This window comes from Afifella aestuarii, from assembly GCF_004023665.1.
Lineage (GTDB): Bacteria > Pseudomonadota > Alphaproteobacteria > Rhizobiales > Afifellaceae > Afifella > Afifella aestuarii.
This window is the reverse complement of sequence record NZ_SAUF01000001.1, coordinates 689,707-702,535: the sequence shown is the minus strand read 5'-3', so window position 1 is coordinate 702,535 and position 12,829 is coordinate 689,707. Positions and strand designations below refer to the sequence as shown.

General features: G+C 62.6%; 10 protein-coding genes. 2 read left to right on the top strand and 8 right to left on the bottom strand.

Features of this window, described 5'->3' with window-relative positions; all coding sequences use genetic code 11:
* Positions 1–16: 16 nt before the first annotated feature.
* The 8 genes from EO094_RS03170 to EO094_RS03135 form a co-directional block, all read right to left on the bottom strand.
* Complete coding sequence (locus EO094_RS03170; RefSeq protein ID WP_128290863.1) at positions 17–1,567, bottom strand: hypothetical protein; 1,551 nt, start codon at positions 1,565–1,567, stop codon at positions 17–19.
* A 555-nt stretch (positions 1,568–2,122) separates the two neighbouring features.
* Positions 2,123–3,265 (bottom strand): ABC transporter ATP-binding protein, encoded by a 1,143-nt coding sequence (locus EO094_RS03165; protein WP_128290862.1) that lies wholly within the window; start codon positions 3,263–3,265, stop codon positions 2,123–2,125.
* A 125-nt stretch (positions 3,266–3,390) separates the two neighbouring features.
* Positions 3,391–4,809, bottom strand: coding sequence for an NAD(P)/FAD-dependent oxidoreductase (locus tag EO094_RS03160; RefSeq protein WP_128290861.1), 1,419 nt, complete (start codon positions 4,807–4,809; stop codon positions 3,391–3,393).
* A 149-nt stretch (positions 4,810–4,958) separates the two neighbouring features.
* Complete coding sequence (locus EO094_RS03155; RefSeq protein ID WP_128290860.1) at positions 4,959–5,819, bottom strand: carbohydrate ABC transporter permease; 861 nt, start codon at positions 5,817–5,819, stop codon at positions 4,959–4,961.
* Positions 5,813–6,784, bottom strand: coding sequence for a carbohydrate ABC transporter permease (locus EO094_RS03150; RefSeq protein WP_246008350.1), 972 nt, complete (start codon positions 6,782–6,784; stop codon positions 5,813–5,815). Before EO094_RS03150 ends, EO094_RS03155 begins: the two co-directional genes overlap by 7 nt.
* Positions 6,781–8,115: an ABC transporter substrate-binding protein gene (locus EO094_RS03145; RefSeq protein WP_128290859.1), complete on the bottom strand. Its 1,335-nt coding sequence runs from the start codon at positions 8,113–8,115 to the stop codon at positions 6,781–6,783. The genes EO094_RS03150 and EO094_RS03145 overlap by 4 nt, the downstream gene beginning before the upstream one ends.
* 848 nt (positions 8,116–8,963) lie before the next feature.
* Positions 8,964–9,806: a sugar phosphate isomerase/epimerase family protein gene (locus EO094_RS03140; protein WP_128290858.1), complete on the bottom strand. Its 843-nt coding sequence runs from the start codon at positions 9,804–9,806 to the stop codon at positions 8,964–8,966.
* Between the two features lie 143 nt (positions 9,807–9,949).
* On the bottom strand, positions 9,950–10,645 hold the full coding sequence (locus EO094_RS03135; RefSeq protein WP_246008349.1) for a GntR family transcriptional regulator: 696 nt from the start codon (positions 10,643–10,645) through the stop codon (positions 9,950–9,952).
* A gap of 283 nt (positions 10,646–10,928) precedes the next feature.
* Here EO094_RS03135 and EO094_RS03130 point away from each other — a divergent pair, with 283 nt between their 5' ends.
* Positions 10,929–11,942, top strand: a complete 1,014-nt coding sequence (locus EO094_RS03130) for an SIS domain-containing protein (RefSeq protein WP_128290857.1) — start codon at positions 10,929–10,931, stop codon at positions 11,940–11,942.
* A complete protein-coding gene (locus EO094_RS03125) occupies positions 11,929–12,765 on the top strand; it encodes a PfkB family carbohydrate kinase (RefSeq protein WP_246008348.1) in 837 nt (278 codons plus the stop codon). Before EO094_RS03130 ends, EO094_RS03125 begins: the two co-directional genes overlap by 14 nt.
* Positions 12,766–12,829: the final 64 nt, after the last annotated feature.

Below are 12,829 nucleotides of genomic sequence, written 5' to 3'. Positions count from 1 at the left end.
CCCGATCAAAAGCCGGTCAAAACGTCAGCCAGTCCGATTGCAGCACATCATCGAAGATCTCGGCCAATCCGTGCGCGGCATGGTCGAAGGCCTCGACGCCCAACCCGACATCGGCACTGGCGACGGACCGTGAGACGGCGTGGGCAATGAAACCGCTGGCGGGCTCGTGATCCTCATCCCCCGCCGACGCGCCACGCTGCTCGACGCGGGCTGTGAAGGCGCCGAAGAGGCTCCGCGGACCTGCGGACGAATCGTGTCCGGCCGGCGCGGCCGGCGGCACTTTCGGTGTGACGGGAAGCGATCCGCCGCCCGGCGACACCACTGCGCCGTCATAGTCGCTGATCTCGATGACGATCGGATGATCGGAGAGTTCGAAGGAAACTCGCTTGCCGTCTTCGGTGTGGGCGATCGCATCGGTGCCGCTGATCATGGGATCGTAGACGGAGAGGTCCGCCGTGCTTTCGACTGTCACCGTCGAGACATAGGCGGAGGCGGGCTTTTCGCTGGCCGTCGCACTGTCCCAGATCAATTCCTCGTTCCAGATGACGAGATCGACCGTCCCATCGGCCTCCGTCAGAACCATATGCTTCGCCGTGTCGGGAAGGTTTTCGATCCCGTATTGCAGCGTCCCCTGCACTGTCGCCGAAACATCCGAATTGTCGCCGAGGATCGTCGTCAGATTGTGCAGAGCCGTCGCCGCCATTTTCGGCGAGCCATCGGCGTTGAAGAGCCCCCAATTGTTCTCCGGATCGAGGTTGCGATCGCTGTAGGGGTCCATCAGCTGATAGATATACGTCTTCTCGACGCCGTCCTCGGCCGCATCCATCAGCACGTTGAGGATCTGTTTCGCCTGCACCTCTTCACTCACGCCCATCGTGGTGTCGGCGAGAGTGTAGAAGCCGGTCTCCGTCACGACGACAGGCTTGTCACCGGTTGGAATCCGGCTTGCGTCAAGAATGGTATCCCATTGCTCCTGAGGCTTCGAAGAGTTCGGAAAGTAGATGTGGGCGTTGCCGTAATCGGCCCATTTCGAGAGGTCCCCGAGCGAAGTCATCAGCTTCTCGTTGGCATAGGCCACCGAGAGACCGACCACCGAAACATCGCCAAGGACGGCATTGGCGTTCACCGCCTGATAAAGATGCGCCTGGATCGAGCTGCCGGCGGCAAGACCCGATTTGCCCGCAAGGCTCGCGGGCCAGAGATTGATCTCGTTGGGAGCTTCGATCGCGTCGATGCTGCCCGGATGGGCTTTCAGAAACTCGGCGGCCGTCTTGACCCCTTGATCGATCAGAGGCGTCCCGTCGACCACCTGAACGAGAAAGTTGAAGTCGTACCCCTTGGCCGCGAAATCCTCATAGACCTTTGCCTGGAAATCGAGCGGGATGACGTCCCGCAGATTGTCGATACCGAGATAGACGAGCTCGCTCTCGACGAGCCCGGCCCGCGCATAGGCAGTGTCCGTCCAGTTCAGATGCGTGTTGACGCCGATCGTATCGACGAACGCATCGGCGCTCATCGCACTCTTCAAATCGACGGTGAGCGCACCCGTGCGTGTCGTGGAGGCCATATCAATCCAACCGTTGTTGACCGTTGGAGTTGATGCCGGAGCGGAACCTGCGCCGAAGAGGCCAAAGCAGAGCCCGACCGCCCGCAACAACTCGGAGCCACCAAGGGCACGCAGATTGTTAGAAATAAGATAAGAAACCGCCATCATTGCGACCAGTTATGTTCTGGTTAACTTTAGATCATAGAGCTTACTCTACTTCACTATAAGATAATTGCAAAAAACTTATAGAAATTATTAGATAAAATTAGAACTAAGCCGCCTTCAGGGTCCAGAACGCCTAACTCCGCCTTCCGGAGCCAGCCGGGGACCAGGAAGCAGCGATGACGGCTCAAACGGGAGGAATGGCGTCTCGGAAGGCGTCGCGCCGGTAGAGGCCCGGGAAATCCGGACAAACGCCGCAGAGCGGCGAGCAGGAGAAGCCAACCGGCGGGGCCCAGCGCGCGGCGTGGTCATCGCGGCGCCGGGAGCGGAAAAACTGGAAACGCAGGCGGTCGGGCGGCCGCGAGACCCGGTCCGTGCGGCGAAAACCATCCGCCGCAAGCATGCGTCTCTTGTTTAGGAGTGCGTTGCCATCACAGACGGACGCGCGGCCCCCTCGCCTTCCGTCCCGTCTTTGCCGCGAAACGCCCGACCCTCAGCATCGAAGACATGCAGGCTGCCGACATCCGCCCCGAGCTTGAGACGCGCCCCGCGCTCGACATGCACGTTGCCGGGAAGCTTGGCGATGAAAGGATGCTCTTCATCCTCGGTCTTGAAATAGACGAGCTGCACCTCGCCGAGATATTCGGCATAATCAACGACGCCCTCGAAGATGTGCTCGCCCTCGGTGATGCGAAGCTCCTCCGGCCGCACACCGACATCGACGGCAGCCCCTTTGGCGGAAGCGGGCGTTGGAACCGGCACCTGCATCTTCGTGCCATTGGCATAGGCGAGGAGCGTCTTCGGACCGGGTTCCTCGATCCGCGCCCGCAGAAGGTTCATCGCCGGTGAGCCGATGAACTGGGCGACAAACAAGTTCGTCGGCTCCCGGTAGAGCTCTTCCGGCGTCCCCACCTGCTCGATGAAGCCGTCCTTCAACACCACGATACGGTCGGCCAGGGTCATCGCCTCCACCTGATCGTGGGTCACGTAGATCATCGTCGTGTCGGGCAGAGATTCCTTCAACTTCGCCACTTCGATGCGGGTCGCCACCCGCAGGGCTGCGTCGAGGTTCGACAACGGCTCGTCGAACAGGAAGACCTCCGAATTGCGGACGATCGCACGACCGATGGCGACCCGCTGCCGCTGCCCACCGGAAAGCGCTTTGGGAAGCCGGTTGAGATAGGGGGTGAGCTGCAGGATCTCCGCCGCCTGGCGCACGCGCGCGTCGATCTTCGCCTTCTTCTCGCGCGCGATCTTCATGCTGAAGGCCATGTTGTCGTAGACCGTCATATGCGGATAGAGCGCGTAGGACTGGAACACCATGGCGATGCCGCGCTTGGCGGGCGGCACGTCGTTCATGAGCCGGCCGCCGATCCGCAACTCGCCGGAGGTCATTTCCTCGAGACCCGCGATGACGCGCAACAGGGTCGATTTTCCGCAACCCGACGGCCCCACGAAGACGATGAATTCGCCAGGATCGATATTGAGATCGATGCCGTGAAGAACCTCGTGATTGCCGTAGGATTTCTTCACCTGCTTGAGCGCAACACCCACCATGGCTTACTTCCTCGTTGCTTCGTTCCGGTGGCGCTGCATCGCGCGGCACCGGGCAATCCAAAACCGTCTTCTCTCACAACCCGGCCGGAGCGAAAGCCTCACCCGGCCTGCTCTTTCGCCACGGCTCAATGCTCTGACGCGCCCGGCATCAGCTTGATCACCAGACGTGTCAGCGGACCTGGAACGCGGTTGCGGATCTCCGCCTCGTTCTTGCGGTCGATCGCAGCCCCGACGAGCTTCGCGCCGATATAACGGAACGGTTCGGGCGGCAGGCTCGCACGTCCGGTAAGGCCCACGAGCCCGCATTGGCTCCAGCGATCTTTGTGACCGAGCGCCAGGCTCGCGAGGATACGGCCGCCGATCGGCGCCTGCGCGATGCCCGTGCCGTTGTAGCCCATGCCAAAGAAGATGTTGGGGTGGCCCTTCAGGTGATCGAACACCGGCACATGTTCCGGCACGCAGTCGATCGGCCCGGCCCAGTCGAATTCGATCGGCACACCACGCAATTGAGGATAGAGGCGATGGAGCTCGCGCACATTATCGCGCGCACCCTGCGGGTTGCGATTGAAACTCGCACCGAAATCGCCGCGGAACGCGACGCCGCCGGTGCCGCGACCGAGAACGACACGCCCCTCGTCCGTCCGCTGGTAATAAAGCACCTGGTCCTGGGAATCGCAGATGGCCGCCCCGTCTCGCCAGCCGATGCGATCGAGCGTGTCGGGCGTCCTGCCCGTCGCAATCACCCGGCTGTCGACCACATACATATGGCGCCTGAGTTCCGGCAGGGCGGACAGCCAGGCGTTCGCCGCCAGCACGATCTTATCGGCCTCGACCACGCCGTTCGGCGTGCGCAACCTTAACGGCGCGCCGGGGACGATCTCCTGCACGGGGCTGTGCTCATGAACTGTGACACCGCGCGAGATCGCAAGATCGCGAAGACCGCGCGCCAGCTTCGCCGGCTGCACCGTGCCGGCGTTTTTCTCGACGACGCCGACATAAGATGCGCTCGACCCGGTGCGCCGCTCGATGTCTTCTGCGCTGAGCAGCTCGAAACGATCGGCGCCCGCCGCCTCGGTCATGGCAACGGCTTTCGCCCAGGCACCTTCCTGCGCGATCGAACTTGCCGTCCACAGCCAGCCGTCGAGCCTCAGATCCATATCGACGAGACCGGAACGCTGCAGCTCGTCGAGTTCGGCGATCGCATCGACGGAGGCAAGGCAGAGACTTCGGGCCTCCTCCTCGCCGACGACCGCGCTCAGCCGGTCGATCTCGGCGAACCAGGAATGCACCTGACCGCCGTTTCGCCCCGACGCGCCGGAACCGCAGAAATCCGCCTCCAGAAGGACGACCCGGGTGTCGGGCGCGGTTTCCTTGATCCGCAAGGCGGTCCACAGGCCGGTATACCCGCCCCCGACGATGGCGATATCGGCGCCTACGCTCCCCGCCACCGGCGGCGTTGCCGCATCCGCTCCGATATCCTGGAGCCAGAATGCCCGGTCGCTCGGTTGCGCGGCACTCGGCTGCCTCAAAGTGATTGTGGCCATCAGATTTTCCTAGCCGTAACGACGAATTGCGGAAGCCCGGACGACGCGGTCAGGCAGTCGGACTTTGCGACCGGGGCCGCGGCAAGTCCGTCCGCAACGACAGACCCCTGCCGGCCCCCGAGATATCGAAGATCCCTCGCGCCCATCGCCTATTTGCCGATGCCCTCGGCAAGACCGCGGATGAAGTAGCGCTGGGTCGCGAAGAAGATGATGACGATCGGCAAAGCCGAGATGGTCATCGCGGCGAAGACGACGGAATAGTCAGTGCCGTGCTTGGCCATGATGGCCGTCAGCCCGACCGGCAAAGTCGTCATGTCCGTGCCGCTCGTGAACACCATCGCGAAGATGTATTCGTTCCATGCGAACAAGACATGCAGGATGATGCAAGACGCGATGATCGGCCGACACATCGGCAGGATGATCCGCCAGAACCTTTGGCCTTCGCTCGCACCATCCATCGTCGCCGCCTCGTCGAGCTCGCTCGGCAGATCGAGCATGTAGGCACGAATGAGGAAGGTGGTGAACGGCACGCGAAACGCCGTGTAGAGGATGATGAGCGCCCAGAAGGAGTTGTAGAGGCCGAGCGCCTGAAACATCTTGACGAGCGGGATGAGCGCCACGGTCGGGCTGAGCATCAGGCCGCCCAGAACCACGATCAGAACGATCGGTTTGCCCGGCAGTTTGCTGCGCGTCAGCCCGAACGCCGTCCAGGCGCTGATCATGACCGTGCAGATAGCGGACGCGACCGTGACGAGAACGCTCACCACCACATAATCGCGCACGCCCTGGTTCCAGGCACGCACGTAGTTCTGCCAGGACCAATGCGTGGGCAAAGCGAACGGGTCGCCAAAAATCTGGACGTTGTTCTTGAAGCCGTTCATCGCCATCCACAGAAGCGGATAGACGACGACGATCCCGAGGCAGATGAGGAACGACCACAGGAAGGCCTTGGAGAGCGGCGTCCAGATGCTGGTTTCCTTGACGGGTGCCGCCGTTTCCGTGCTCACCATTGCACCCTCCGCCGCTTCGTATACCAGAGCTGGGCGATGCCGGTGAGGAGCGTGACGACGAAGACCACCGCCGCGATCGCCGCGCCATAACCGAAATTGTTCTCGATGAAGCCCTGCTGATAGAGCCAGGTTCCCAGGACCTGACTGCTGTTGTTCGGCCCGCCGCCCGTCATCACCATAACCTCGTTGAACACCTGGAAGGCGCCGGTGATGGTGACGATGACCATGAGACCGGTCATCTCGCGGGTGAGCGGAAAGGTGAGGCTCCACAGCCGCCGGATCGGGCCCGCCCCGTCCATGATCGCCGCATCGAACAATTCGCGCGGGATCTTCTGGATCGCGACAGCAAACAAGAGCGTCGAATAGCCAAAACCCTGCCATTGGCTCATCGCGATGATGGCGTAGATCGCCGTGTGTTCGCTGCCGAGCCAGGACTGAATGAGAAGACCGAGCCCGACATTCTCGAGGGCCGCGTTCAGGAGGCCGATTTTGGGCTGGTAGATGAAATAGAAAAGAAGGCCGGTGACGGTGATCGAGATGGCGGAGGGAATGAAATAGACCGCGCGCCAGAAACGTCGCCAGCGATCGCTTGCGAGCCCCTCGATGGTCGCCGCCAGAACGAAGGCACCGAAGACCTGGAAGACGATCGACAGCCCGGCATAGGCAAAATTGTTCCAGAGCGCGCGCCAGACGACGGGGTCGTTGATCAGCCGCTCGTAATTGGCGAGCCCCACATGCAGGACCTCGCCGGTAAAAATGTCTTCCTCGGTCGTGCTGATCAGAAAATTGTCGACGATCGGATAATAGACGAACCAACACAGGACAATCAGCGAGATCGCCACCCAGCGAAGCGATGCGGCGTTGCGCAGGTGGACGCGCCAGCGTCCACCTGCCACCGTTTCAAGCGCATCTTCGTTTCCGGTGCTGACGGAAAGCCGCCCCAGATCCGAACCTGTCGTTTTCACCGACGGGCCTCCGCCTTGGCCGCCTCCCGGACCTTCTCCACGACCTCTTCCGGGGTCATGGTGTCTCCGGCGAGCGCCTGCAGGCTGGTCAGCCAAGCCGCGGCCACATGCGGCGTGTTGGCCGTGTCGAGCCAGGGCATCAGGTAGGACGCCTCGGCGATATCCTGCATGCCCTCGACAACGGTCGGGCTCGACACCTCTTCGTTGACGACGCCCTTGACCGCGGTCGGCTGGCCGTAAGGAGGTGCCGACACGATCTTGGCATTCTCGGGCGAGGTCACGAACTTCATGAAGTCGATCGCAAGCGGGATGTTGGAGGAGCGGGCATTGATCATGTAGCCCTCCGGCGCCCCCTCGATGGCCTTCGGATCGCCCTCCGCGTCGGCCGGCGCCGGCAGCTGGAAGAAGCCGAAATCCTCGACCTTCAGAGGAGAATCCTCCGTCGCGCTTTGATCGAACTCCAGGATTTCCTGATAGTACATCGCCGACTGAGCGTTGCTGAACGCCTGCAGAGCGGACGCATAGGACGTGCCGTTCATCGAGGCGCCGTCCGTGCAATGCTCTTCGATCTCTTTGAACTCTTTGAGGGCTTTCACGTAGCCGGGATGCGAGTATTCCGCCTGTTTCGGATCGAAATCCTTCTCGAGCGTCGCCTGCGGCACGTTGTAGGCAAGCAGCTGGCCGACATAATGAACGACAGGCCAGGCTTCCTTGTTGCCGAGCGAGATCGGCGTGACACCCGTCTCCTTGAGGGCGTCGCAGGCGGAGATCAGCTCGTCGAGGGTTTCCGGCTTGTCGATGCCGGCCTTCTCGAACATCGCCTTGTTGTAGCCCATGAACTTGGCGTCGAGATAAAGCGGAATGCCGAAATATTTATCGTTGTAGATGAACGATTTGACGGCAGCCGGCGCGAAGGTCTCGCCCCATTCCGTGCCCGGTCCGATCACCTTCGTCAGATCGACGGCGCGGTTGCCGCGGACGAAATTGTGGCCCCAATTGCCGGTCCAGGTGAAATAGATGTCGGGCAGCGAGTTGGAGGCGACAAGTGTCTTCGTCTTGCCCTTGACGCTGTCGTCGCTCTCCTGGTCGAGTTCGACCGTCACGCCCGGATGCAGCTCTTCATATTTCTTCGCCAGATCCACAAAGAACGGCGAAAGCTGCTCCAGACCGAATTTCGTGAGGACGGAGACCGTCCCCTCATATGTCACAGGGGCGTCGGGATCTGCCACCACGACCTCTTTCAGCGGTGCAGCCGAACCCGCGGCCGTCGAAAGGGTCAGTGCGGAGACGGCGACGCCTGCCATCACCGCGGCCTTCAGTGGATGCTTCATTGCTTCTCCTTCAGTGCGGTTGAACCCATTGTTCGCATCGCCCCGCGGGCGAGGTTTCTGTCGAGGAGGCGGCCATTCCAGGCCGCCGCCGGCATATCGAGCGGCCGGCGCCCAAGGGGCACGCATCCGCAAGGCAAATGGGTTTGCGGCAGAACTAGTCTGACATCTTTTGAGCTAGAGGCGACATCCGCATGGGGGCGGCTGCCCTTGCCAACGCGGCCAGATCGAGAACCGATTGCAGATCGCACCGAAGGCAGCGCGGACGCTCCCCGCGCCAACCGGCCTCCTTCATGGCGGACGCGGGCTGCCTCCGAGGCGCGCGGAAAATCCTGCGCAGGCACACGGAAAGAGGCCTGGAAACGGGGGTTATCGGCGAACTTGCGAGCCTTCAGGGCGCTGGCGAGCTGTGCTGAAGCACGCGCGCAGCAGTTTGCGTCTGCCACCGCGCCAAAGTTGCGCCCGGCGTCGACAGGGGTTGCCGCAGCAACACTGATCTCGCCTGAGCCCATCGCGCCAACCCCTTTGGCATGGTGTCAAAGTCGCTGAAAAGAGGTGACCCTTTCCATTAGACGTCAGACAACATTGCCGTCGACGGAGTGTCAAGGCGGAAATTTCGCCGTGCTCAATATTGCTGCAACGCAGCATTCGCGAGTGCCGAAACCTGCATTCTTTGGCTTTTCCGAGAAAAGCAGGACAGCAGCACCCGGGACAAAGCCGCACGCTACGGTAGCTCCGACCCGAAACGGCAGGCAACAAATTGTGCTTTGCAAATGAAAAAAGACAAGGCGCTGAAAAGCCCGGCGCGCCGAAAAACGCCGCCCGCCCTCTGCCTCATCCAGCCTCGGACCTTACAGCTTCTGAAGCTCGCCGCGGATCAAGGCCGCGCTGTCGCGCATCGGCGGCAAAGGGTCGAGCCAGTACTGGGAAGAGGTGAATTCGAACGAAAGACTTCCCGTGTAACCGCCGCTCTGAAGTTCGGCGAGGAACGCGTGAAGCGGATAGGATCCGTCGCCCCAGGCGAGATGGGCGCCCGCATCATCGCCGTCGATGAAATGCACATGCGCCAGATCGGGGCCGAAGCGGGCAAGATAATCACCGATCGTCTCGCCGGCGGCCACCATCGCGGCCGTATCGAGAATGGCCTTCACGGCCGGCGAGCGAAGCTCCGCCATCATCCGGGCGAGATCGGCACTCGTATTGATGACGTTCGATTCCGCTCGTGTCAGAGGCTCCAGCAGAAGCGCGATACCGAGCCTTTCGGCGTGCCGGCAAAGCAGCGAAAGGCCGTCAGCCGAGTGTTTCCAAGCCTCTCCCGCATCCTTGTCGGCATAGCCCCAACCCGGCGTCACGAGGAGATAGGGGCTCTCGAGCTCGACGCAGGCCGACAGGCTCTCCAGGAAATACCTCAGGCTGCGCTCGCGGATTACAGCCTCTTCGGCCGCGATGTTGATCGGATAGGCGCATTGTTCGGGCGTGAAACAGACGAGCTCCAGCCCCCGCACCCGAAGATCGTCGCGGATCTCGCGCGCCGATTGGAGCCACGGATCGCCGAGGTAGAAATGCGGCTGCGCGCCCCACAGCTCGACACGCGTCAGACCGGCTTCCGCAACATCGTCCAGAAACCGCGCAAAGGAATGGCGGAAATAATGGAAGTTCATCCCGCAAAGCTGACCTGCCGCAAGCCTCGCCATGATTTCCCTGCCCGGTATTCTGTTCGTCGCGCGATTTCGCGACCGATCGATACCAGCAGATCAGACGTCTGACAATTCAGGAGCACATGCCGCGGCAGCACCGCTTCCACCGGCAACAGGCCTCCACGGGCGCCCCAGCCGCCTCACTTGCGCGCGAAATTGAAGGCGAAATGACTGCCCTTGTACCAGTCGCTGGCAAACATGATCGGCTCGCCGGCGCGCGTAAAAACCGTTTCGTCGATCAGAAAGGCCGGGCCGAAATCGGAGAGCCCGTGGCGGGAGACGGCGCTTTCCGGCAGCATTTCCGCGCGCGCCTCCGCCGTCGACATGCGCGGCGGGTAGCCGTAGCGTTCGAGGACGGCATTGAGCGAGCCACTCCAATCCACCTCGTAGATCGGATCGGAAATGAGGCTGCGGCGGATCATGGCGAGACAGTAGATGAGCGGCTTGCGCTCATGCAGCCGCAGCCGTTCCAGCCGGATGATGGTTTCGCCGGGCGCCAGCTTCAGCGCCGCCCGCACCGCCTTGTCAGGTGTCTCCTCCGAAAACCCCAACACACGGTTTTCATAGCTGTAACCGAAATGGCCGGCCATCTCGGTAATGCTCTCGAAATGCGTGATCGAGCGGGCGACGTGCAGCGTCCCGGCCGCCGTCAGAAAGCGGCCGCGTCCGTGCTCGACGGAGAGAATCCCCGCCTGCTCCAAAAGCTTGAGCGCCTCGCGGATGGTCGGACGCGAGCCGCCGAGATGTGCCTTGAGCTCCGCCTCCGTCGGGATCTTCTCGCCAGCCTTCAGGCCCCGTTCCGCGACGAGATTGAGAATGCCGTCGCGGAACCGCATGACAGTCGTCTGCCCTCCTCCACCAGCGCCAGCCATGTCTTCGTCCTCGCCCCTTTGCGGCATCGGGTCTCCGGCCACCCCGGATCCCATCCCTAACCCCGGCCTAAACGCCGGCGCTAACCCATGCCATACGCGGACGCTGAGCACCCGCATCGACAGCTTACCCGCCTAAGGCGGAACGTAGCGAGTTGACAAGTGCCTGTCGTCGGGCCATCAACTTGTCAGACAACATGGCCGTCACCGAAAGGCGACCTGTCTGGACGGTAAGAAGGATCATCCGCTGATGCTCAATTTTGACGAAAAGCGTTTTCTCGCGATCCAATCGGGCGCGGTTGCAACGGCCGGAGAGCTCGACGCGATCGTGGGCGCGGCTCTCAAGGCCGGCGCACCCAACATCTTCTTCCTCGGCACGGGCGGCGCGGCGATCCTGATGCAGCCCGCCGTGGACCTTCTGCGCGCCCGCTCGTCCTTCCCGGTTTTTGGCGGCCATACGGCGGAGCTTCTCGCCGCCGGCTCCGCCAATCTCAAAAAGGGCTCGCTCGTCATTCTCCCGTCCTTGTCCGGCACGACGAAGGAGAGCGTCGCCTTCCTCGAACTCGCCAAGGAACGGGGCGCCGAGGTCGTCTCTCTCGTCGGCCACGCCGATACGCCGCTCGGCCGCGACGCCGACCATGCGATCGTCAACTTCGCTGCCGACGACACGTCATCGGAGAGTTTTTACGTCCAGTCGCTGTTTGCTGCGCTCTCGGTGATGAAACACCGCGGCGAGATCGACAATTACGATGCCCTCGTCGCCGAAATTCAGCACTTGCCGCGCGAGCTTCTGCGCATGAAAAAGGCGGTCGAGCCGAAGGCGGAAGATTACGCCAAGGTGATCGCGGGCTCCGACTGGCACATCGTCTGCGGGGCCGGCAATGTCTGGTACGAGGCGTTCTATTACGGCATGTGCATTCTGGAAGAGATGCAGTGGATCCGCACCCGCCCGATCCATGCGGGCGATTTCTTCCACGGCACTTTGGAGCTCGTGGAAAAGGGTGTCAGCGTCATCCTGATGAAGGGCGAAGGCCCGAACCGGGCGCTGGCCGAACGCGTCGAAGCCTTCGTGCCGAAGGTCGGCGGCTCGCTCACCATCCTCGACACCAAGGATTACCCGACCGAGGGGCTGTCGGCGGAAGCGCGCGAGCTGCTCGCCCCGGCCTTCCTCGCCACCATGCTGGAACGCATCAGTGCGCACCTTGAGGTGATGCGCGACCATCCGCTCACGACGCGCCGTTATTATCGCCGTGTCGAATACTGAGCCATGGCTTGCAGCCGTCGGTGACAATTGCATCGACGAAATCGGGGCGAAGCCGGACGAAGGCGCCGGCTTCCACCCCTCGGTGCGGCTTGCCGGCGGCAATGCCGTGAATGTCGCGGTGCAGGCCCAGATCTTGGGCCTGCCCTCCGCCTATTTCGGCGCCGTCGGGCGCGACGACAATGGCGACATCATCGCCCGCGAGCTTCATCGCAACGGCGTCGATACGAGCTTCCTCGTCCGCCGGGAAAAGCCGACTTCCGTCACCGAGGTGCATGTGACGGACAAAGGCGAACGCATCATCGCGCTTGAGGATTTCGGCGCCTGCGCCGGCTACCGGCCGAGCGAGGCGGCGTTTGAGCGTCTTCTTGAAGCCGCGCATATCCATATCGGCTGGTTCGACGATGGCGGTGCGCTGAAGCGGCGCCTCAAGGCGGCCGGCTGCTCGCTCTCGCAGGATCTGTCGGTCAACAACGCGCCGGAGCACCTGACGCCCGACGCCCTCGACATCGTCTTCTGCTCGCGGCCGGGATCACCACAGGCCGCAGAAACGCTCGGCAAAGACCTGCTCGAAAAAGGCGCAGGCCTCGTCGTCGTCACGCGCGGGGCCGAGGGCGCCTCCGTGATTTCCCCAAGCCGCAGCCTGCATCTGCCGGCCGAGCCGATCAGCCCCGTCGACACGACGGGCGCTGGCGACAGTTTCATCGCAGGCTTCCTGGTGGCGCGCCTTCAAGGCGCCGACGACGCGGAGGCGGCCAGGGCCGGCATAAGCCGCGCCAGCGCCACCTGCCTCCACGAAGGCGGCTTCCCCCAGCGAAGCGAATAGGCCCGAACCAAGCGAATAGGCGCGAGCGAATAGCTCACGCGCCCGAAAAACACCCGCCGCACAA

Coding starts and splice junctions, on each gene's coding strand:
- EO094_RS03160 (WP_128290861.1), bottom strand. CDS start 4,809: ATGGCCACAATCACTTTGAGGCAGCCGAGTGCCGCGCAACCGAGCGAC.
- EO094_RS03135 (WP_246008349.1), bottom strand. CDS start 10,645: ATGCGGTTCCGCGACGGCATTCTCAATCTCGTCGCGGAACGGGGCCTG.
- EO094_RS03165 (WP_128290862.1), bottom strand. CDS start 3,265: ATGGTGGGTGTTGCGCTCAAGCAGGTGAAGAAATCCTACGGCAATCAC.
- EO094_RS03145 (WP_128290859.1), bottom strand. CDS start 8,115: ATGAAGCATCCACTGAAGGCCGCGGTGATGGCAGGCGTCGCCGTCTCC.
- EO094_RS03130 (WP_128290857.1), top strand. CDS start 10,929: ATGCTCAATTTTGACGAAAAGCGTTTTCTCGCGATCCAATCGGGCGCG.
- EO094_RS03170 (WP_128290863.1), bottom strand. CDS start 1,567: ATGGCCTCCACGACACGCACGGGTGCGCTCACCGTCGATTTGAAGAGT.
- EO094_RS03140 (WP_128290858.1), bottom strand. CDS start 9,806: ATGGCGAGGCTTGCGGCAGGTCAGCTTTGCGGGATGAACTTCCATTAT.
- EO094_RS03155 (WP_128290860.1), bottom strand. CDS start 5,819: ATGGTGAGCACGGAAACGGCGGCACCCGTCAAGGAAACCAGCATCTGG.